This window comes from Ethanoligenens harbinense YUAN-3, from assembly GCF_000178115.2.
Classification (GTDB): Bacteria; Bacillota; Clostridia; order Oscillospirales; family Ethanoligenentaceae; genus Ethanoligenens; species Ethanoligenens harbinense.
Window position 1 is genome coordinate 457,501 of the sequence record NC_014828.1, and the last position, 20,727, is coordinate 478,227.

Here is a 20,727-nt window from a genome sequence, read left to right on the forward strand (position 1 = left end):
AGAGTACCAGTCTGCGGGGTTGCAAAACCAAACGGATTGTGCTATATTAAATAGGCCTTTTTCCGGCGCGATCACTTCAAACCGGATGAAGATACAACCACAGGGCAGCAGACAGGTAAAGGTTTCAGGCAGAGCCGCATTTGGTTTCTGCTGAGTATCCTGAACCTGGTTGCATGGCCAGTGCAGCCGGTGTCAATGACGATGAGGTTCCACCCGTTCCCATTCCGAACACGGCAGTTAAGCTCATCGGTGCCGAAGATACTTGGAGGGAAGCTTCCTGGGAAAATAGGTCGGTGCCGGCACAAGCAGACCAAGAGAAGAGGAACAGTTAAGTTTTTTGCTGTTCCTCTTCTTTTTGTCTGTTGTTTTGCGTTATATGCAAAACAATTTTTTGGCTAAGCACATATATATGTAACATGCACAACGATTTCACTGCCAAATAACTTGACAATAAGAAAAAGTCGTGTATTATGAAGGGTATAACTTGGAGTGCTTGAGAAAGGAGGTTCTATATTCAGATTTAGGAAGGAGGCCATAAACCAATCGAAAACATATGCAGCTAGCGCCTGGACCGGTTCTGGCCGGTTGACGAGGAGAAAGGTTATCGAAAGATTCGGCGGATGCCTTTCCGGCCGCTTAACCACGGTCGTTACATTTGCCTGTAAAACCCGCGGGTAACCGCGAAACAGAGGGTAGATGCTGGTGAAATTGTGTTGCGCATTTTTAAAAGGAAACAGTGTGGGCCTGTATGGCATCTTGCACGCAAAGATGCATAGGCCTTTTTGAACAGACCGGGCCGGTAATATGTCCTGTAAAACAGAGGTCGGACGGTTTTGGTGAATGGAGGATCAACCATATGTGTGGTATTGTAGGATATATCGGTGAAAAAGATTCAGCGGATGTTTTGCTTGATGAACTTGGAAAATTAGAGTATCGCGGATACGATTCGGCAGGGATCGCAGTTTTTGAACAGGGCAAAATCAAAATCGTCAAAGCCAAAGGGCATCTTTCGGAGCTGAAAAAAAAGCTGGAAAAAACGGGAACACCGCGCGGGGTTTGCGGGATTGGCCACACGCGCTGGGCAACACATGGAGGCCCGTCGGACGTAAACGCGCATCCCCATGCTGCTCCCAACGTGACGATTGTGCATAACGGCATCATTGAAAACTATCTGCAGCTCAAAGAGATGCTCAAGGGGCAGGGTTACGATTTTGTCTCGGATACCGACACGGAAGTGATGGCAAAGCTGATCGATTATTCTTATCACGGCGATCCGCTGAAAGCCATTGCAGCCGCACTTGGGCACGCGCGCGGTTCCTACGCACTGGGTATTCTGTTCGCGGATTTTCCGGAACGCATTTATGCGGTGCGCAAAGACAGTCCGCTGATTGTGGGTGCAGGGCAGGGGGAAAACTTTATTGCGTCCGATATTCCCGCTATCCTCAAATATACCCGTCATTACTATTTGCTGGACGAAAATGAAATCGCGGAGATTACCATGCAAGGCGTCACGTTCCACACGCTTTCCGGTGAAACGGTGGAAAAAGAGGAGCAGACCGCCGCGTTCGATATTGCCGCCGCGGAAAAAGGCGGGTTTGCGCATTTCATGCTAAAGGAAATCTATGAGCAGCCCAAATCTGTGCGCGATACCGTCAACCCGCGTCTGCTCAATGGGTTGCCTTCTTTGGGCTGCGGGGATCTTTCGGGGGTGGAACGTGTCCACATCATAGGCTGCGGCACGGCCATGCATGCCGGTCTGGTGGGGCGCGCCGCCATTGAGCGCTTCGCGCGGGTGCCGGCGGAAGTGCATGTCGCTTCCGAATTCCGGTATGGCGATCCGATTATCGGCAAAAAGGATCTGGCGGTCATCATTTCGCAGTCCGGCGAAACAGCCGATACACTTGCGGCTCTGCGACTGGCCAAGCAGAAAGGTGTCCGCACGATGGCGATCGTCAATGTCGTGGGTTCCTCTATTGCCCGCGAGGCCGACTGTGTTCTGTATACCTGGGCGGGACCGGAGATCGCGGTGGCGTCCACCAAGGCGTATTCCGTGCAGTTAGCCATGCTCGACCTGCTGGCACTTCAGTTGGCACTGGACCACGGGCGGATCAGCCCGCATGAGACGCGCGTGCTCTGCGCAGACCTGCAGAAACTGCCGGATATGGTGGAAGAAGCGCTGAAGCTCGATGCATCGTGCAAAGAGGCTGCCGCGGCTTATGCCAAACAGGAGATCGCGTTCTTCATTGGACGTGGCGTGGATTACCCGTCTTCCATGGAGGGTGCGCTCAAACTGAAAGAGATCGCGTATGTGGAGAGCGAAGCCTATGCCGCCGGTGAACTCAAGCATGGTACCATTTCACTGATTGTAGAACATACGCCGGTGATCGCGTTGGCGACGCAAAGCAAGCTGTTTGAAAAAACGGTGAGCAATATCAAAGAGGTGAAGGCCCGCGGAGCGGAGGTGCTGCTGCTTTGCGGAAAAGGCGCGCATGTGACGGAGGATGTGGCAGACCATGTCCTTATGTTGCCTGATGTGCCGGAATGGCTCATGCCCTCGGTTTTGGTCGTGCCGCTTCAACTGTTTGCGTATTACATGGCGGCGGAACGCGGCTGCGATATCGACCAGCCGCGCAATCTTGCCAAGTCCGTAACGGTGGAATGATTGAAGGATATGCCGTTCCTGCCGTTTGATTGAAGCACGGCCTGCATGCGCTTGCCGGGCGGATTACACAGAGAAACGCACCGGATGATTTGCATTCGGTGCGTTTCGTTTTTGCGGTTATGCGGAAAAGGTTCTTATATTCCGAGACGTACGGTATGGGTTCTCCCGTCGAGCGGAATGGCCTTCACCTTGTCGCCGTTTACCGTCAGCCCGGGCGCGCCGCCTTTTTTCACCCGCAGTGAGATGTCGCTCCCGCGCAGGCGCAGGTGGGCGGAAAACCCGTTCCAGTCCGACGGAAGTGAAGGGGATATAGTCAGTTCTTTTGCCCGGATGTGCAGCCCCAGCAGGTGCTCCAGCACCACGCGGTAATACCAGCCCGCCGCGCCGGTGTACAGGCTCCAGCCGCCGCGCCCTTCGATGGCGAGGTTGGAGGAAATGTCCCCTGCCATTGCGTAGGGCTCCAGACGGTAAATGCGTGCCTGCCCCGCGTCCAGTGCGCGGCCCACCGGGTTGAGCCATTGCAGGATGCGCCAGGCGTCGTCCGCCCGTCCGTCGGACAGCAGCCCCAGCGCCGCCCAGACCGCGCCATGCGTGTATTGTCCGCCGTTTTCCCGGATGCCGGGTGGATAAGAGCGGATATAGCCGGGGTTGTGCATCCCGTGATCGAACGGCGGGGTAAACAGTTTGACCAGCTTCAGACGCCCGTCAGCCAGATGTTCCAGCATGGAATCCAGCGCCTGTCGGCGTCTGCCCGCGTCCGGCATGTCCGCGATGGCGGCAAATGCCTGCGGCAGGATATCGATTTTGCATTCGTCGCAGGTCTTTCCGCCCAGCGGCGCACCGTCGTCATAGAAACCACGCAGATACCACGCCCCGTCCCAGCAATGCGTGTCCACCGCCTCGCGCAGTGCCTGCGCCCGCGCGGTGTAGGTTTCGGCGCGCGCATCGTCGTGCATGCCGCGGCAGATGGGGGCGAAGCGGTCGAGCACATGGGCGAGGAACAGCGCCAGCCAAACGCTTTCGCCTTTGCCGCCCGCGCCGACCAGATTCATGCCGTCGTTCCAGTCGCCCGCACCGAACAGCGGTAGGCCGTGCGCGCCGAAAGCCGATGCGCGCTCGATGGCGCGCACACAGTGCCCATATACATTTTCCTGCTCGTCCGACCGGCCGGGTGCGAAATACCGGTCACTCTCGGTCTGCTCCAACAGCGGCCCGTCGAGGTAATGGATGACGGTGGCCAGAACCCGGCTGTCACCGGTCTTTTCGAGATAGTCGCAGACCGTGAGCGGTAACCAGAGCAGGTCGTCCGAGATGCGGGTGCGTACGCCGCGTGCACCGCCGTCGCACGGGGGAAGCTGGTGCCACCAGTGCATCACGTCGCCTTCGCGGAACTGGTGCGCCGCGCAACGGAAGATATGTGCTTTTACCAGCCGCGGGTCGAGCAGCAGCGCCGCGCCGCAGTCCTGTAACTGGTCGCGGAAACCCCACGCACCTCCGCATTGGTAAAACCCTGTGCGCCCCAGAATGCGCGCGGACAGAAATTGCCGCCGCAGTACCGACATCAGCCGATTGAGCGGTTCATCCGGCGTTTCCACCTCGATCTCATCATCCGTATACGGCGGCTGCCCGCGATAGGCCGGTGCTTGGGACGCGGGAGGAGTGAGCGGCGGATCTGCGGTAGCCATATCCGTATCGGTTGCGGCCGTACCGGTGAGGACGGCGGGCGCGAGGGGCGCAGCGGCTTCCATTTCGGCAAAAACCGCCGCCGGCACGTGATGTTCGGGCGCAGGAGTCTCCGCGCCGCCCATGTCGTTCGATTCGGGTGTCGTAAGTTGTAAAGCCATACGCGCGATGTCCAGCGCGGCCTGCTCGCGGGCGCCCCAGCCCAGTGTAAAGGCGAGCGCCTTGCGTTTGCCCGGCTCCAATGTGCCGTGTTGCACCAGCGCCGCGCAGGAGCCGGGCGCATGAGCGCCGGCTCCCGACCAGTCGCCCGCAAGGAACGCCGCCCGCCCGGTGACCAGCGCACTTTTTCCCTGTGCCGCCAGAACCCCCACGCCCGAAACGGTGGCCCATGGGTTGCACAGCAAAACGGCGTCGTTCTGCTGCTGCACGGTCAGGCAGCGCCGCGTGCCCAGATGTGCACCGCAGACCGGTTCGGTGTAATAGGCGATTTCATAGGGCACGGGGCGGTTCCCGGCGTTGGCCAGCTCCACCGTGAGGGTTTTGGCCATTAGATTGCCTGGAATATGCACTTGCAAAGAAATGGAGAGTTCTTCCACTTCACAGTCGTATCTCGCTTCGTTCCGCGTAAACGTCACCCGCGCGTTGGCGCAGAGGTCGTAGATATGCCGCCCCAGGCGCAGCAGTAGCAGTTCGCCCCGGTTGTCGCTTACGGGGTCGTTTAGCCAGGGGGTCAATTTGTTTTCGTGTGCGTTGACGGCCCAGGTGCAGCCCAGCGCGCGGTCGGATACCAGCGTGCCGAACGTCTGGTTGGCGAGGATGTGGCACCACGGCGCGGGTGGCGTCTCCTGACCGTGCGGGATGAGCACATCGCTTCCTACGAAACCGCCCGCATAGAACGGAAATGCGGGCGCGTCGCCGCCAGACGGTTTGGGTGCGCGCAGCGGCGCAGCGGCGTAGGGTGTGAATGCGGGCCGGGCGGACGGACGCGCGATATGGCAGGCTACCGCCCGCAGCAGGGTGCCGGTCTCCTCCGGGTGGTGGCTGAGGTTGACCAGATGCACCCCTCCACGGGCACCGATGAGATAGTCGCTGCCGCAGGTTTTCAGAACCGCCTTGATGCCGTCGGCCTGCGGGCGGGCGTAGTCGCCGCCCTCCCGGTAGGTGATGGCGAGGTCGCAGGTGATGCCCTGCAGCCGCAGCGCGCGGTGGGTGCGCACATAGGCATCCAGTTGCTCACTGGCTCCGTGGAACGGGAACAGGATGAGCGGCAGGTCGCCTGAAATCCCTAAGCTCCACAGGCCCGGCTGACCCATCCGGTTCCTTGCTTTTGCTTCTGCGCGCTCGCTGTCCCCATCCTCCGCCAGAAAAAGGATCTGGGGCAGAATGAGGGCGGCCAGGCGTGATTCGATGCCGCTCCCGTTTTTGCCGGCCGCGTCCCGCAGGATGGCATGGAAGCCCTCGCGCCGTGCCTCGATCAGCCTGGCTTCTGCCTCCTCGTCGGTGTTGGCGGCGGCAAGCAGCAGCGTCACACTTTTTTTGCCGTGGGCGGGTGCGTTTAGACGCAGGCGCAGGGCAGCCGCGGCATCCGGCACCGCGCCGGTTCTGCGGGAAAACGGGGCGTCGAACGCGCCGGCCAGCGAGGCAATGCCGTCCGGTCGGGTGAGTAGCGCGGTTCGGTCCAGCTCAAATGTGAACGGCGTGTCCAGCTCCGCGAACCCCACAGCCAAAAACGCGGGCAATTCGGTGCCGCGCGGTCGGCGCGCAAAAAGCAGCACGTGGGTGTCCTCGCGGTAGGCCGCGCGTAAAAACAGGCGGGAGAATGCCGGATGAGCGGCTTCATCCGCCGTTTTGGCCAACAGCGGTTCCAGATAAACCAACAAGTCGGCACTTACCGCCCGGGAGCCGGTGTTGGACAGCTCCAGTGCACGCGCCTCGCAGGGTGCCTGCCCATGCAGGCAGACGCGCATGGAGAGTCCCCACGAGCCGGTCTCGGCTTTATAGAGCGCGCCGTCCGGCAGGAAAGCGGCGGTATGCTTCACGGCGCGGTCCCGCATGTAAAAAGGCGCGGCAGTAGCGCAGACGGTCTTCTTCCCGACGCGTGCAAGCGCGAAAACGCCAGCGGGACGGCGCAGCAGATCGTCGCTGCGCTTGGTGAGGTCGATGCCGCGGAACAGCGAAAACGAAACGCCGCAGTCCGTGAGTACCAGGGTGTATTCGCCGTTGGCGATGGTGTGCGCTCGCGGCGTGGCGGGACTGACCTGCTCGAATTCTTCCCGCACGAACTGCCCGCGCCCCGGCTTGTCGGGAATCTCACGGCGGGGCACGTCATGGAAGACCACCGCGCCGGAGGGAATCTTCTCCTGCAACAGATCCTGTGCGGCGCGCATACTGCTGTTGCGCAGAAAACGTTCCTGCATCACGCCGCCGAACAAGGCGTTCGCACAGGCTACGATGCTCATGCCTACATGGTGCGCCATATAGCTTTTGACGATGGCACCCCGGCCGCCGGTGCGTGCGGCGGTGAAGTCCACGGCCTCAAAGAATCCGCAGCGGCCGTACAGTCCCAGTTTTTCCAGACGTTCCAGGTTGCGCAGGCTGTTGGCGGTATCAAATGGCAGCGCCAGAAAGGTGGAATACGGCGAGACCACCAGATCATTGTCCATGCCGCGCTTGAGCGCCAGTTTCTGCACGCCGTGCGCTTCATACTGATAATTGAGCGCGGCGTCGAACGCATAGAATCCGCTCTCGGAAATCCCCCATGGCACACCGTGGGAACGCACCCGCCGTTTCTGGCAGTAGAGCACGAACCGCAGCGTTTCAGCCGAGAGGGAGTCCTCGTAGACGGGCAGCAACAGGTGGGGCATGAGATATTCGAACATCGTACCCGTCCAAGAGACCGGGCCGGTGTAGCCGTTCTGTCTCGTGAGGGTGCGCCCCAGCGTGCCCCAGTGGCGTTTGGGCACGATGCGCCTGGCCACGGCGTAATAACTGGCCAGCCGGGCCTCGCTCATCAGCAGGTCGTAGTAGATGTTGCTCCGTTCTTTTTTTTCGATATCGTATCCGATATGGAACAGCTTGCGGCGCTTGTTGTAGAGAACGGCCATATCGGTGTTGTCCATCAGTTGGCGGATGCGTACGCGCAGCGGAGCAAACGGGGCTTCGGCGGCGTAGTCGCGCAGCCCCTCGTAGAGTGCCGTAAGGCAGCAGAGCAGGTTGCCGCTGTCCACAGTGGAGACATAGGCCGGGTGCAGCGGAGCAAGGGTGCGGGTATCGTACCAGTTGTAGAGATGGCCGTGCCACTTGGGCAGGCGTTCCATGGTGGAAACCGTGCTATCGACGCGGCGGAACAGCGTTTCTCCGTCAATCAGGCCGAAATCGCGCGCGGCCAGCGTGGCAAGTAATGCAAGGCCGATGTTTGTGGGCGAGGTGCGGTGGGCCACGGCATGCACCGGCGCTTCCTGCACGTTGTCCGGCGGCAGAAAATGGTCGTCTTCACCGGCAAAATCCTCATAATAGCGCCACATCGCGGCCGTGTAAGAACGAAGGATCTCTTTATCTGCCGGGCGCAGGCTGTCGTCCGCGGGGCGAGCGGGGCGGCCGGAGAACCACGCGATGAGCGGTGCGGCAATGAAAAACGCCCCCGCGATCTGCGCCGCGGGAGAGAGGGCGGCAAACAGGAACAACAGCCCAGCTGTCATGGCCGGCCAGAACCGGCGCAGACCGTCGCCGCCCCGGGCTCGCGTTTCGCTTTCGGCGGAGGTCGTCCACGCGAGCAGGTCCTTTCCGGTGTGCTGCCTCCAGAGTGCCCTGCAGAGAGCGTCCAGCGCCGTCCACGCGTGCACTGGAAGAAACAGATAGCCCAGAGCGCCCTGTGCCAGCGCGTTGACGGCCTGCGGCATTACCTTACAGTGGTATTTGCGCGAGAGCATGGACGGGCCGCCTGCCAGCACGGCCAGCAAAGCGTTCCACAAGCCTGCGCCCGCCACCGAGAGCACCGCCGCGGCCACAAGGAACAGCGCGAGCGGCAGCGGCGAAAATGCCGCCGAGATCAGGCAGACGAACGCCAGCACCGGCGTGAGGGAACGGCGCAGGTTGTCCCAGAGCTTGAACCGGGAAAGCCCGTCAAGCGGGGAATCGCGCCGCCCGCCGTCGGCGGCGGGAATGCGGCGGCCGAGAAAGGCGATGTTCTGCCAGTCGCCGCGGACCCAGCGGTGCAGGCGGGAGAACCAGGCATCCGGTCTTGCGGGAAAGCCGTCGGTCAGCTCCACGTCCGAGAGGAAGCCCGCCCGCAAAAAGCAGCCCTCGAGGATATCGTGGCTGAGAATGCGATTTTCGGGCAGCGCACCGCCGGCGAGCTGATAAAACGCGTCCACATGAATGAGCCCTTTGCCTGCAAAGATGCCTTCGCCAAACAAGTCCTGATAGATGTCGCCCGCCGCATTGTCGTAGGCCGTCACGCCGCCGCAGCCCGCCATCACGCGCGAAAATGCCGTATTGCCTGCCGATTCGAGGTCCACTCCGATGCGCGGCGCGAGGATGCCGTAGCCGCGCGTCACCACGCCGCGTGCCGTGTCCACTTCCGGCGCGTTGAGCGGATGCATGGCGGCGGCCACCATATCGGCTGCGCTGTCCATGATCAGTCCGGTGTCTGCGTCCAGCGTGATGAGGTATTTCACTTGCCGCACGTGCGCGAGGTCGCCCTCCGCCGTGATGATGGAAGTTTTTTCTCCCTTGATGAAGCGCACCAGCTCCAGGATGGCGCCGCGCTTGCGCTCCCAGCCCGCAAAATCGCCCTGGGTCTCGCAGAAGCGGCGGGCGCGCACAAACAGGCAGAAGTGCGGGCCGTATTTCCGGTTGAGCTTGGCGACAGCGCGTACGGCGGCGGTGACCACGGCTTTGTCCTCCGGGCGTTCGGGCAGGCGCGCTTCCCGCAGATCGGCCAAAATGCCGAACTGGATGCTGCCCCGCCCGTTCGCCATATAAAACTGCTCCAGTTTTTGCGCGAACGCCCCGACTTTCTGCGTGGAGGAGAGCAGAGTGGAAATGACCGCGAGCGTATCCGCTCCTTCGGGAATGACGCCATCGAGCTCAAAGCGCGGCATCTGTGTAACCGGCACGCCTTTCATAAAAACATAATCGAGCAGCGGGCGAAGCGTTTCCCACAGCGGCAGATAGAGCGGCAGGGCGGCCCACGGCGCGCCAAGCAGCAGCCCCAACGCCAGCCCCAACGCCAGCGGCGCGAGCCACAACGTGAGCAGATAGGCTTTGCCGCGCCGATGCCGGCGGGGACGGTCCAGTTCCTGCTCCAGAATATAATACCCCACATGGCGCGTGCGGGCAGAGGCGCCGTTTTGGGCGAGCGATACCGCCAGCTCGGCCGCCTGCCCTTCCGGCATGCCGCGTTTTCGGGCAATCTCGGCCAGGCGAGTGCGGTAGCAGGCGCGGGAACGCTCGTCCATTTTGGGGTAGACGCCCGCCGGGTCGGTGCTCAGGATGCGTTCGATGCGGCTGAGCTGCTCCACGATCTCCGAAAAATCGAAGGTGGTGAGGAAATGAAGCGTGCGCACCGCATCCGACACGGCCGTTTCGTCCGCTTCGGTTTGGGATACCCGCGTGCAGGCTTCGGCGGCGCGGTGGATGAGCGCCGCCCGCAGAAAAAGCGGAAAAGCCGCCAGTTCCACGCTTTCCAGTTCACGCGCCTGGTCCAGCGCAGACAGAAACGCCGTGATGGAGGCCGTATCAATCCGTCCGCCGGCCGCTTCGCAGAACCGCGCGGCATACCGGTGGATGAGTGGAAGGCCCGCCTCATCACAGGGCAGAGCCTCAGTTTCCCCCAGTGCACGGATGACAAGACGTCCCTCGCGCTCAAAAATGTAGTAATTGTCGAACAGCCATTCCGAGGCGCCCGCCACTGCCGCCCGCCCGTAGACCAGTTCCTTGTATGTCTCCCGGATGCGCGCCAGGTCGGCGTGCAGGCTTTTGCGCACCGCACTCGCTTTTGCCTGTTCATGCGGCGCGGCATATTCCGCTGCTTCTTTGGCCGCCCGCTCCATGGTCTGTCTGGTTGCTTCCTCCATGTCGTCCTCCCCGTTAGGCTCAAAATTCATGGATATTTTTGCCCAAAGCGGCGCAAAGCATACATGGGGTGGCTTTCAGTCTGTGCGGCCACATTGTCTTTGCACAAAAAGGCGGACCGTGCCAACGGTTTACTTTCTTATTTTATTGTGCTAAACTGGTCACATTAGGCATTGACCCACGCGCAAAAGGAGGATTCGCATGAACAGCAAGATCCAGGACGACCATTTGGATTATTTGTTCAAGGCAATTCTGTCATTGAAAAACATAGAGGAATGCTACAATTTTTTTGAAGACCTCTGCACGGTAGCCGAAATCAAGGCAATGGCACAGCGCCTGCATGTGGCCAAAATGCTGCGCGACCACCATATCTACAGCGATATCGTGGCCACTACCGGCGCGAGCACCGCGACTATCAGCCGGGTCAACCGCTGCCTGCACTACGGCAGCGAGGGATATACCACCGTACTGGAAAGGCTTGAAAGCGAATGAGCGCCTACGACGTGCTTGGACGGTATTACGATTTGCTAATGCAGGATATGGACTATGAGGCGCGGGCAGACTATCTGCTGTCGGTGCTGGAGCGGCACGGGGAAAAGCCCGGCACGGTGCTGGACCTCGCCTGCGGCACCGGCAGTTTGAGCGTGGAGCTGGCACGGCACGGCCGGGAGGTGGTGGGCGTGGATGCTTCCGAGCAAATGCTCGCGCAGGCGGCCGAAAAGGCGGCGGCGTTCCCGCAGGGGCAGATGCTGTTCCTGTTGCAGAAGATGGGTGAAATTGATCTCTATGGCACGGTGAGCGCGGCCGTCTGCACGCTGGACGGTATCAACCACCTGCTCACGGAGCATGATGTGCGGAGGGCTTTTGAGCGGGTGGCGTTGTTTTTGGAGCCGGGCGGGCTGTTCGTTTTCGACGTGAACACGCCGTATAAGTTCCGACATGTGCTGGATGGCAACGCATTTGTCTACGATTATGACGAGATTTACTGTGTGTGGCAGAACGCATTCGACGGGGAGAGCGGAATCTGCGAGTTCCTGCTCACCTTTTTCGAGCAGGAAAAGGGGCGGTACCGCAGGCAGGACGAAGCGTTTGCCGAGCGTGCGTATGGGGACGCGGAGCTGCGCGGCTGGCTGCGGGATGCTGGGCTGGCGCCGCTGGCCCGCTATGCCGATCTCTCGTTTGATGCACCGGGTGAAACAGAAGAACGCGTGGTCTATGTGGCGCGAAAGGAGTGAAACGGATGGGCAGACTGATACGGGCGATCACGGGAGACGGTACCATCGTGGCCTATGCGCTGGACGCCACCGATATGGTGCGGCAGGCCGAAACCATTCACAAAACGTCCGCGGTGGTCACGGCGGCGCTGGGGCGGCTGCTCACGGCCGCCTCCATGATGGGCGTGATGCTCAAAGGCAAGGATGACAGCATTACCCTGCGCGTGAATGGTGACGGCCCGGCAGGCATGCTCATCGCGGTAGCCGACAGCCAGGGCAATGTCAAGGGCTATGTGGAAAACCCCGTGGTGGAGCTGCCGCTCAATGCGGAGGGCAAGCTGGATGTGGGCGGTGCGGTAGGGCGCAGGGGCACGCTGCAGGTGCTCAAGGACCTCAATCTGAAAGAGCCGTATGTGGGGCACACGTCCATCGTTTCGGGAGAGATTGCCGAGGATATCACGCAGTATCTTGCCACCAGCGAGCAGGTGCCTTCGGTCTGTGCGTTGGGCGTGCTGGTCGATACCGACCTGAGCGTGCGCGTGGCGGGCGGCTATATCATCCAGCTCCTGCCGTTTGCCGATGAAGCCGCAGTGGGGCGCTTGGAACAGAACCTCAAGCGGGTGCCCGCCGTCACCGCCGCCATGGACGCGGGGCAGACACCGGAAGATCTGGTCCGGCAGGTGCTGGATGGGTTTGAACTGGAAATTCTGGACGAGTGCAACGCGGACTATGTGTGCGAATGTTCGCGTGAGCGGGTGGAAAATGCGCTGCGCAGTATGGGCGCGACGGAGTTGCACGCCATGATCGAGGAACAGGGCGGTGCAGAGGTGCTCTGCCATTTCTGCGGGAAAACCTATCGGTTCGGTGCGGAGGAATTGGAAAATCTGATCCCACCGGCAAAGTAAGCCATTGACGTACACCGGGCAGCGTGTTATCATAAATATAGAACCGCATATCGGGGAATGAAGTGCTCCCCGGGCGTTTGCCATAACTGCCAATACACAGGCTGATGACTTCTGTGATCGATGAGAATTACAGAGCTATCAGCCTTTTTGCGCGTATACCCCGGCATGCGGATACAGAGAAATGGGCAATTGGAGAGGATACAAATGGTCAGTTGGAGGAACCGGATACTGCTGCTGCTTTTAACAGCGGCAACAGGCGTGGCGATGGGTTCGGTGTCGGCGTTGTTCCTGTGGCTGCTGGCGCTGGTGACCGGCATGCGTGAGCGGCAGCCGCTCTGGATCGCGCTGCTGCCAGTGGTGGGCGTGTTCACCGTGTTTCTGTACACACGTTTTGGCAAAAACGCACAGCGCGGCAACAACCTTATCATCGACAGCGTAAACGAGAATGAGCAGGTGCCGCTGCGGATGGGAATATTCACCTTTATCTGCACGGTACTGACACAGTTGGTCGGCGGTTCCGTTGGGCGCGAGGGCACGGCGGTGCAGGTCGGCGGTACCATTGCCAATGTGCTTGGCAGGGCTTTTCATCTGCATCATCCCTACCATCGCATCCTGGTGATGGCCGGCATCAGCGCGGGCTTCGGCTCGGTGTTCGGCATGCCGCTTGCGGGCGCGGTGTTTGGCATGGAGATGTGCTTTGTCGGGCATCTCGGCTATGAGGCGTTGCTGCCATGCTTTGTGGCGTCATTTACGGCCGATTCGGTCACGCGTGCGCTGGGCATCACGCATGAGACGTATGCCATCACGTCGGTGCCGGCGGTGGGCTGGTATTCGCTTCTGGTCGTGGTGATTGCGGCGATGATCTTCGGCGTGGCAGGGCGGCTGTTTGCCGTGGCCATCCGCGCGCTCAAGCTTTTCTACGCCCGGAGGGTCAGCCATCCGATCCCGCGTGTGCTGCTCGGCAGCGCGGTTCTGTTGGTGGCCATGCTTGCCCTGCGGGCCGTTCCGTATGCGGGCTTGAGCACATGGATGATCGGCGCGGGATTTGCCGGCAAGGCGCAGTGGTATGACGGGCCGCTCAAGCTGTTGATGACCGTGCTCTCTTTGGGCGCGGGGTTCCAGGGCGGCGAGGTCACGCCGCTGTTCGATATCGGTGCAGGGCTTGGGGGCTGGCTCGGGCTGGTTGCGCGGCTCTCGCCGTCTTTGCTGGCGGCGCTTGGAATGATCTCGGTGTTTGGCTGCGCCGCCAATACGCCGCTGACGACGCTCATCATGGGCTTTGAACTGTTTGGCAACCAATCGCTTCCCTTTGTGGTCATCGCGGTGTTTGTCAGCTATTATGTTTCGGGCAGGTCGGGCATTTACGGTGCGCAGCGCGTTACAGCTGGCCGCCCGTTCTACCGTCCCGCGCATCCCGGCGAAACACTGGATGCTGCCGGAAACCGCAGCCTTACCGGCTATCTGGTCACCCATATTATGGCCAGGTTCAAAAAACGATAGGCGCCTTTACATAATAGCGTTTTTCCACTAAATGGACGACATCTTTGCGATACAGCTTCTGTTCGGCTGCGCTTTCAGCGGCGGCAAAGCCCGCTTTTCTCCTTATCCTTACAGGGCGAAAAATTTGCTTGCAAATTTTGTCATCTCTTCAATGGGAGAACAGTATAAAAACCAATAAGCAGACAAAAACGAGCGGGCGCAGATGCGTCCGCTCGTTTTTTATCTATACGACGGTGTGGCCAAATCACTCGATGAGCAATGGGTCGAATTTCAACTGGTCGGCGGAGATCAACGTGTATCGGATGCCGCCGTGCAGACCCTCCAGCGCATAGCGTCTTGCGCGCCCGTGCAGATGGCCGTAATAACAGCGCGTGATGCCATGCGCAGCCAGCACGTCGGTAATCTCGGCGCAGGTGAAATCCTTGTAAATGGGCGGATAGTGCAGAAACACCACCGGTTCCAGCCCCTGTTTTTCCGCTTCGCAGATGGAGGTGTGCAGCCGCCCGGCCTCGCGCAGCAGCACTTTTTTCTCGCCCTCGCTGTCGTAGAACCAGCCGCGTGTGCCGCACACGCAGCGCGCATCCACCGGGTATGCGGTGTTGTGTACGAACGACAGGCTGGCAAAGCCGTTTTGCGCCAGAAATGCGCGCATTTTGGCCATGGTGGCCCACCAGTAGTCGTGGTTGCCTTTCATGAGCACTTTGCGGCCGGGCAGGCTTTCCAAAAACGCAAAATCCGATTTCGTCTCTTCCAGGGACATCGCCCATGAGATATCGCCGGGGACGACGACGGTGTCTTCCGGCCGAATACGCGCGCGCCAGTTTGCTTCCAGCCGTTCCACATAATCCTGCCAGCCTTCAAAGATATCCATCGGCTTTTTGGTGCCGAGCGAGAGATGCAGGTCGGCAATGGCGTATAAAGACATGACATCCCCCTTCGGTGGGCGCCGGCTCCTTTTCAAAACGGTAAAAATGCGCGCGGCCCCCCACGCTGCAAAAGTTCGGTGCAAAAGAAAAAACGGTTGTATTTGCGTGCAGGGCGGGCACAATAAATATGCGAAAGGTGGTGAATCAATCATGGAACAGAGAAAAATTATTCCCGGTATCCATTGTGATGTTTCCAACTGTGTGTATAACGATAAACGGTCCAACTGCTATGCCAACGAGATCGAGGTCGGTCCACATCAGGCTCAGAAAAAAGACGACACCATCTGTGCGACGTTTCGGCAGGGCGAACATCAATAACATCAAGCCGTAGTTTTGCCGCGGGGGGTATCCCTGCGGTTACATAGCGATGCAGTACCACGCAAAAAGGACGACGGCTTGTATGCGAAAATGGTCAGTCGATGCCCAGCACCGTGAAAATGGTCTGCTGCATGCCCTCTTTGTCGCAGACGCCTTCAAATCGCACCGGTTTTTCAAACAGGGAGGAAATCTGCTTGGGCGGTTTGGAAAGCGAAAGTTTGGAAAGTTCACCGACCAGCGTGCGCTGGTCGGCATTGGCGGTCTGCTCACTGCGAATGGCGCCCACCACGTCACCCGCGAATTTGTAGGCGCTGGCGGTGGAAGCGATGATGGTCTTGGCCTCGTCGCCCGTCTTCTCGCGGTACTGCCGATAGACATTGAGTGCCACGGCGGTGTGCGGGTCGGTCACGCAGGCGTTCTTTGCATAGGTTTCCCGGATGGTGGAGCGGGTGCCGTCGTCGTCGCAATAGCTGGCCCAGAAATGTTCCTGCAGACTTTTCTTGATGGCTTCGTCCACCTCATAGCGCCCGGTTTTGGCAAGGCTGTCCATATAGCCGCGCACCTGCTTGTCGTCGCAGGCGGATAGGTCGTAGAGCAGGCGTTCCAGATTGCTGGAAATGAGGATGTCCATCGACGGGGAAATGGTGGTGTAGAACGGGCGGTTGCGGTCGTAAACGCCCGTCTGCAGAAATTCCGTGAGGACATTGTTTGCGTTGGAGGCACAGATGAGCTTGTTGATGGGAATGCCCATCTTTTTGGCATAGTAGGCGGCAAGGATATTGCCGAAATTGCCGGTGGGTACCACGATATTGATATGCTCGCCCGCAGAGATCCGGTTGTTTTTGATGAGATCACAGTAAGAGGAAATATAATAGACAATCTGCGGAACCAGACGTCCCCAGTTGATGGAGTTGGCGCTGGAGAAGACCATGTTGTGCTCCGCCAGCTTCTGTTTGACGGCGGTGTCGGTAAAGACGGCCTTCACGCCGGCCTGCGCATCGTCGAAATTGCCGCGGATGGCGCTGACATATACATTTTCGCCTTCCTGCGTGGCCATTTGCAGCTTTTGCAGGGGGCTTACACCCTGCTCGGGATAGAACACAAGGATGCGGGTGCCGGGCACGTCGCGGAAGCCTTCCAGGGCGGCCTTTCCGGTGTCGCCCGAGGTGGCAACGAGTATGACGACGGTTTTGCCCGGCTCGGCCTTTTCCACCGAAACGCTCAGCAGATGCGGCAGCAGTTGGAGCGCCATGTCTTTAAACGCGCAGGTGGGGCCGTGCCAGAGTTCCAGCAGATAGACACCGGGTTCCAGTTCATACAGCGGCGCGATGCTTTCGGTCTCGAATTTTTCGCGCGTGTAGGCTTGGGAAACGCAGTTCAGCACCTCACCGGGGGTGAAATCGCCTAGGAAGCGGCTGAGAATGTCGTTGGCGCGTGCCACATAATCCGAATCCGTCAGAATCTTCAGATCGGTATAGGACAGCCAGGGCATGCTTTCCGGCACGAACAGGCCGCCGTCTTCCGAGATGCCGCGGCTAATGGCCACCGAAGCGGTGACGGTCACGTCATTGTTTCTGGTGCTTTTATAATTCATCATCATATCCCCCAAGCGGGTCGTCTTATTATCGGGCAAGGCCGCCCTGTGTTTACGGTGTATCCGGTTACCGCTTTTATACTATATAGTAGTACATCTTAAAAAGCCTGTCAAAAGGCAGATTTCCAAAAAACATTGCCGTATTTTGCCGCAGTCTAGAAAGGGGACTGCGCTGTGAATGCGTTTGGAATGTGGCGGATGGTGCAGCGTGCAAAATCGCCGCCCGCTCCCGGGAGAATCTCCATTACATCGAAGCGCGGCTGGAGTGGGGTGGTGTGTGTGGAGAGATAGAGCAGCGCGGTGCGGACGATGCGGGCCTGCTTGCGGGCGTCCACCGCCTCGCGAGGGAGGAAGCGGGCGTTCGGTGCGCGGGTTTTCACTTCCACGAACGCCAGACAGGTGCCGTCTTCCGCGATGAGGTCGATCTCCCCGAACCGGGTGCGCACGTTCGCTCCCACGATGGTGTAGCCGTGCTCGCGCAGCCAGACCGCCGCCGCGCGCTCGCCCAGCGCGCCGATGTCACGCGCCTGCATACTGCTTGCGCTTTTCTTCGAGGTTGCGCAGAAAATACAGCCGGTGTGCGGGGCATGGCCCATAGCGCAGAATGGCTTCGTAATGCGCCCTTGTGGGGTATCCCTTGTGCTTGGCAAAGCCATATTGCGGATATTTGGCGTCCAGCTCCAGCATATAGCGGTCGCGGCTCACTTTGGCGAGGATGGACGCTGCCGCGATGCAGGCGCACCGCGCGTCACCCCTCACCACACAGGTGGAAGGGATGGTGAGCAACGGGTCGCGGTTGCCGTCCACCAGCGCGGCCTGCGCGGGAATTTGAAGCGACGACACCGCCCGGCGCATGGCCAGTAGGCTGGCGCCCAGAATGTTGTACTCCGCAATCTCCCGCTCGTCGGCGCTGGCGACGGCACAGGCAAGCGCCTGATCCCGGATGCGGTCAAACAGGATTTCGCGCCGCTTTTCACTGAGCTTTTTCGAGTCGTTCACGCCCTCGATCATCACGCCGCGCGGCAGGATCACCGCCGCCGCGAACACCGGACCGGCCAGCGGACCGCGCCCGGCTTCGTCCACGCCGCAGACTGTCCCGAAGCCTTGCGCATAGAGCGCATGTTCATATGTCAGCCAGTCCATGCTCAATCCTCCGCCCATTCGAGCGTGATTTGCCCCAGTTTACCCGCACGGTATTCCTCCAGCACAGTGCCGGCCGCGCGCAGGGTATCCGCCTCGCCGCCGGAGACGAGGAAACCGCGGCCCCGTGCCACCGCTTCGAGCAGGGCGCCGCCCTCGCGCGGCAGCTCGCCCTTACATTTGAACCGGGCGGTCAGCGCATCGGCGTAATGCGGCGCGAGCAGTTCCAGCAGGCGGGCCGCCAGTTCCTCGGTGTCCAGAACCGTGTCTTTTACCGAACCGATGAAAGCGAGCTTTTCACCTACGGACTGATCCTCGAACTTGGGCCAGAGCACGCCGGGCGTGTCCAGCAGTTCCACGCCGCCCCGCAACGTGACCCATTGCCGCCCGCGCGTCACGCCGGGGCGGTTTTCCGTCTTGGCGCGCCGCCCGCCTGCCATGTGGTTGATGAACGTAGATTTTCCCACGTTGGGGATGCCGGCTACCAGCACGCGCAGTGGACGGTTCTGCTCTTTTTGCGCATTGCGCGTGATCTTATCCCGCAGTACGTCTTTTAAAAGGGGCAAAAACCGGTTTAGGCCCGTGCCGCTTCTGCAGTCCACCGCCAGCGTGTGCAGACTTTGCGCCTGATAATGGGCGACCCAGCCTGCTGTGGCCGCCGCGTCGGCCAAATCCGCCTTGGTGAGCAGCAGAATGCGCGGTTTCCCGGCGCAGAGAGCGTCCAGTTCCGGATTGCGGCTGCTCTGTGGAATGCGCGCGTCGGCCAGTTCGGCTACGCAGTCCACCAGCGGCAGGCATTCCGCGATCATCCGGCGCGTTTTCGCCATGTGTCCCGGGAACCACTGCACGGTTTGCATGTCTGCCATATTTTCCTCCATCCATTTTCCCTAAAAGCGGTGCGCAGATCCCTCAGTGCACGGCGATGGGCGCTGTCTGCAGGATCGTCGGGTTGGGGAACAGGCGGATTAACGCATGCCCGAGCACATCGTGCACGTCGACCATGCCGACAATGCCGCTGCGGCTATCCAGCGAATTGTTGCGGTTATCGCCCATCACGAAGATATGGCCGGCCGGCACGGTGACGGGCATGGATACAGGAACCACGCCCTCAAAGGCCGTGGGCTCGCGGATATACGGTTCGTTCAGCACGTGGCCGTCCACTTTGACGGTGTGCTTCTGGTAGTCGATATCCAACGTCTGCCCGGCCGTGGCAATCACACGCTTGATGATGGGCTGCTTTTCCGCCGTGGTGTAGAGCACCACGATATCGCCGGCTTTTGGGGTATATCCCGCTTCCGCCAGAATGAGATGGTCGCCGTTCTGCAGCGTGTTCATCATGGACGGTCCGTCCACGCTCACGGTGCGCAGCAGAAAAGTAAAGATGAAAATGATGACGAACACAGTGCAGGTCAGCGTGCCCATCCAGTCATAGCATTCCCGCAGAAGCGGATTTTTCGGCGGCTGCCCGGCCGCCCCGGATATGGGTTGTTCCATATCGATTGCATGCCTCCAGTTGTACTACCGCGCCAGAGGGCCGATTTTAAAGAGAGGAAACAGGCGGAACACCGCGTGACCAATGATATCCCGGTCATCGATCATGCCGACGGCGGAAAAGCGGCTGTCGTAAGAATCGTTGCGGTTGTCGCCCATCACAAACACATGATTGGGCGGCACCGTGACCGGAAATGTGACATCGCCGCGTTCGCTGGTCGGCTCACGGATATACGGTTCGGACAGCGCCTTGCCGTTCACATAGACGGTGTGCGTCTGAAAATCAATGTTGACTGTCTGCCCGGCCGTGGCGATGACCCGCTTGACGATGGCTTCCCGCACCGCTTTGGTGGACAGGACGACGATGTCGCCCTGCCGTGGTGTGTCGTGGGTGGTGGAGAGGATAAGCCGGTCGCCGTCGTGCAGGGTGTTCATCATGGAGACGCCCACCACCGTTGCGGTGCGCAGCACAAAGGTAAACACCAGCAACACCACTGCCAATGCAAACACGGTCGAACTGACATACTCGTACACCGTCTGCATGGTGGATGGCTGTTTGTTCGAATTTTCCATAGCTGTCGATTCTGTCATGTTTTCCGCCTGCCTTATGATGCACGAAGCCGGGCTGTTCACGGGAGCCCAAGCCGCCCGGTATAGCAAAAAAGGGACGTACCGTCCCCTTTTTTCAGCGCAGTTGTTCTTTGACCTTTGCGGCCTTGCCGACCCGCCCGCGCAGATAGTACAGACGGCTGCGGCGCACGCGGCCGCGGCGCACAATCTCTACTTTTTCCACGTTGGGGGAGTGTACAGGGAAGACCCTTTCCACACCCACGCCGTACGAGATGCGGCGCACGGTGAAGGATTCGGAGATTCCGCCGCCCCGGCGGGCAATGATGGTGCCTTCAAACATCTGAATACGCTGGCGGTCGCCCTCTTTGATGCGCACCGACACCCGCACGGTGTCGCCCACGTTCAGTTCGGGGATCTCGGTTTTCAGTTGGTCTTTGACCAGTTCCTGCAAGCTGCTCATTTGTAAAACTCCTTTTGGCAGAACATTCATGCCTGCAAACCGCGGCAGAGGACTGTTCGTTTTCATTCTCGGTTGCCCGGCAACGAAACCCCGCAGGCGCGCGTGCGCGCCGCGAAAAATTCAATAGCCTAAATAGTATAGCACAAACTGCACCCGTTGGCAAGCGAGAATTTTTTTGCAACATAGCCA

General features: G+C 60.0%; 15 protein-coding genes, 1 rRNA gene and 1 riboswitch. Of the genes, 7 read left to right on the forward strand and 9 right to left on the reverse strand.

Translation table 11 applies throughout. The annotated features are described in order from the left end of the window. Positions 1-185: 185 nt before the first annotated feature. Positions 186-302: ribosomal RNA gene (gene rrf / locus ETHHA_RS02215) — 5S ribosomal RNA — on the forward strand. Positions 303-856: 554 nt separating this feature from the next. Continuing rightward, positions 857-2,662: a glutamine--fructose-6-phosphate transaminase (isomerizing) gene (glmS, locus tag ETHHA_RS02220; protein ID WP_013484393.1), complete on the forward strand. Its 1,806-nt coding sequence runs from the start codon at positions 857-859 to the stop codon at positions 2,660-2,662. Between the two features lie 134 nt (positions 2,663-2,796). On the opposite strand, the gene ETHHA_RS02225 is transcribed toward glmS, so the two are convergent. Continuing rightward, a complete protein-coding gene (locus tag ETHHA_RS02225) occupies positions 2,797-10,422 on the reverse strand; it encodes a GH36-type glycosyl hydrolase domain-containing protein (protein WP_013484394.1) in 7,626 nt (2,541 codons plus the stop codon). A gap of 199 nt (positions 10,423-10,621) precedes the next feature. Here ETHHA_RS02225 and ETHHA_RS02230 point away from each other — a divergent pair, with 199 nt between their 5' ends. The 4 genes from ETHHA_RS02230 (at position 10,622) to ETHHA_RS02245 (ending at position 14,039) form a co-directional block, all read left to right on the forward strand. Further along, on the forward strand, positions 10,622-10,912 hold the full coding sequence (locus ETHHA_RS02230; RefSeq protein ID WP_013484395.1) for a YerC/YecD family TrpR-related protein: 291 nt from the start codon (positions 10,622-10,624) through the stop codon (positions 10,910-10,912). Further along, entirely contained in the window at positions 10,909-11,655 is a 747-nt protein-coding gene (locus ETHHA_RS02235; protein ID WP_013484396.1) for a class I SAM-dependent DNA methyltransferase, read from the forward strand. Before ETHHA_RS02230 ends, ETHHA_RS02235 begins: the two co-directional genes overlap by 4 nt. A 5-nt stretch (positions 11,656-11,660) precedes the next feature. Beyond that, positions 11,661-12,539, forward strand: a complete 879-nt coding sequence (gene hslO / locus ETHHA_RS02240; RefSeq protein WP_013484397.1) for an Hsp33 family molecular chaperone HslO — start codon at positions 11,661-11,663, stop codon at positions 12,537-12,539. A 44-nt stretch (positions 12,540-12,583) separates the two neighbouring features. Then, positions 12,584-12,660: riboswitch (Fluoride riboswitch) on the forward strand. Positions 12,661-12,743: 83 nt separating this feature from the next. Continuing rightward, complete coding sequence (locus ETHHA_RS02245; RefSeq protein ID WP_013484398.1) at positions 12,744-14,039, forward strand: chloride channel protein; 1,296 nt, start codon at positions 12,744-12,746, stop codon at positions 14,037-14,039. Between the two features lie 244 nt (positions 14,040-14,283). On the opposite strand, the gene ETHHA_RS02250 is transcribed toward ETHHA_RS02245, so the two are convergent. After that, positions 14,284-14,964 carry a metallophosphoesterase gene (locus tag ETHHA_RS02250; RefSeq protein ID WP_013484399.1) on the reverse strand — a complete coding sequence of 227 codons (681 nt, stop codon included), beginning with the start codon at positions 14,962-14,964 and terminating at the stop codon, positions 14,284-14,286. Positions 14,965-15,115: 151 nt separating this feature from the next. Here ETHHA_RS02250 and ETHHA_RS15750 point away from each other — a divergent pair, with 151 nt between their 5' ends. Continuing rightward, the gene (locus ETHHA_RS15750) at positions 15,116-15,283 is read left to right on the forward strand and encodes a DUF1540 domain-containing protein (RefSeq protein WP_013484400.1); all 168 of its coding nucleotides are present in this window, start codon (positions 15,116-15,118) and stop codon (positions 15,281-15,283) included. Between the two features lie 94 nt (positions 15,284-15,377). Here the strand turns inward: ETHHA_RS15750 and thrC are convergent, their stop codons facing one another. The 7 genes from thrC to rplS all read right to left on the reverse strand — a co-directional run bounded on the left by thrC (position 15,378) and on the right by rplS (position 20,538). Next, positions 15,378-16,877, reverse strand: a complete 1,500-nt coding sequence (gene thrC, locus ETHHA_RS02260) for a threonine synthase (protein WP_106919177.1) — start codon at positions 16,875-16,877, stop codon at positions 15,378-15,380. Between the two features lie 155 nt (positions 16,878-17,032). Then, on the reverse strand, positions 17,033-17,410 hold the full coding sequence (locus tag ETHHA_RS02265) for a YraN family protein (RefSeq protein WP_013484402.1): 378 nt from the start codon (positions 17,408-17,410) through the stop codon (positions 17,033-17,035). After that, the gene (gene rnhB / locus ETHHA_RS02270; RefSeq protein WP_013484403.1) at positions 17,397-18,020 is read right to left on the reverse strand and encodes a ribonuclease HII; all 624 of its coding nucleotides are present in this window, start codon (positions 18,018-18,020) and stop codon (positions 17,397-17,399) included. The genes ETHHA_RS02265 and rnhB overlap by 14 nt, the downstream gene beginning before the upstream one ends. Before the next feature lie 2 nt (positions 18,021-18,022). Beyond that, positions 18,023-18,883 (reverse strand): ribosome biogenesis GTPase YlqF, encoded by an 861-nt coding sequence (gene ylqF / locus ETHHA_RS02275; protein ID WP_013484404.1) that lies wholly within the window; start codon positions 18,881-18,883, stop codon positions 18,023-18,025. Positions 18,884-18,926: 43 nt separating this feature from the next. Beyond that, complete coding sequence (lepB, locus tag ETHHA_RS02280; protein ID WP_013484405.1) at positions 18,927-19,511, reverse strand: signal peptidase I; 585 nt, start codon at positions 19,509-19,511, stop codon at positions 18,927-18,929. Between the two features lie 24 nt (positions 19,512-19,535). Next, complete coding sequence (gene lepB, locus ETHHA_RS02285) at positions 19,536-20,099, reverse strand: signal peptidase I (protein WP_013484406.1); 564 nt, start codon at positions 20,097-20,099, stop codon at positions 19,536-19,538. Positions 20,100-20,193: 94 nt separating this feature from the next. Next, on the reverse strand, positions 20,194-20,538 hold the full coding sequence (gene rplS / locus ETHHA_RS02290; RefSeq protein WP_013484407.1) for a 50S ribosomal protein L19: 345 nt from the start codon (positions 20,536-20,538) through the stop codon (positions 20,194-20,196). Positions 20,539-20,727: the final 189 nt, after the last annotated feature.

What these genes read in the sequence shown, in the direction of transcription:
- glmS (WP_013484393.1), top strand. Translation starts at nt 857, where the DNA reads ATGTGTGGTATTGTAGGATATATCGGTGAAAAAGATTCAGCGGATGTT.
- ETHHA_RS02225 (WP_013484394.1), bottom strand. Translation starts at nt 10,422, where the DNA reads ATGGAGGAAGCAACCAGACAGACCATGGAGCGGGCGGCCAAAGAAGCA.
- ETHHA_RS02230 (WP_013484395.1), top strand. Translation starts at nt 10,622, where the DNA reads ATGAACAGCAAGATCCAGGACGACCATTTGGATTATTTGTTCAAGGCA.
- ETHHA_RS02235 (WP_013484396.1), top strand. Translation starts at nt 10,909, where the DNA reads ATGAGCGCCTACGACGTGCTTGGACGGTATTACGATTTGCTAATGCAG.
- hslO (WP_013484397.1), top strand. Translation starts at nt 11,661, where the DNA reads ATGGGCAGACTGATACGGGCGATCACGGGAGACGGTACCATCGTGGCC.
- ETHHA_RS02245 (WP_013484398.1), top strand. Translation starts at nt 12,744, where the DNA reads ATGGTCAGTTGGAGGAACCGGATACTGCTGCTGCTTTTAACAGCGGCA.
- ETHHA_RS02250 (WP_013484399.1), bottom strand. Translation starts at nt 14,964, where the DNA reads ATGTCTTTATACGCCATTGCCGACCTGCATCTCTCGCTCGGCACCAAA.
- ETHHA_RS15750 (WP_013484400.1), top strand. Translation starts at nt 15,116, where the DNA reads ATGGAACAGAGAAAAATTATTCCCGGTATCCATTGTGATGTTTCCAAC.
- thrC (WP_106919177.1), bottom strand. Translation starts at nt 16,877, where the DNA reads ATGAATTATAAAAGCACCAGAAACAATGACGTGACCGTCACCGCTTCG.
- ETHHA_RS02265 (WP_013484402.1), bottom strand. Translation starts at nt 17,410, where the DNA reads ATGCAGGCGCGTGACATCGGCGCGCTGGGCGAGCGCGCGGCGGCGGTC.
- rnhB (WP_013484403.1), bottom strand. Translation starts at nt 18,020, where the DNA reads ATGGACTGGCTGACATATGAACATGCGCTCTATGCGCAAGGCTTCGGG.
- ylqF (WP_013484404.1), bottom strand. Translation starts at nt 18,883, where the DNA reads ATGGCAGACATGCAAACCGTGCAGTGGTTCCCGGGACACATGGCGAAA.
- lepB (WP_013484405.1), bottom strand. Translation starts at nt 19,511, where the DNA reads ATGGAACAACCCATATCCGGGGCGGCCGGGCAGCCGCCGAAAAATCCG.
- lepB (WP_013484406.1), bottom strand. Translation starts at nt 20,099, where the DNA reads ATGACAGAATCGACAGCTATGGAAAATTCGAACAAACAGCCATCCACC.
- rplS (WP_013484407.1), bottom strand. Translation starts at nt 20,538, where the DNA reads ATGAGCAGCTTGCAGGAACTGGTCAAAGACCAACTGAAAACCGAGATC.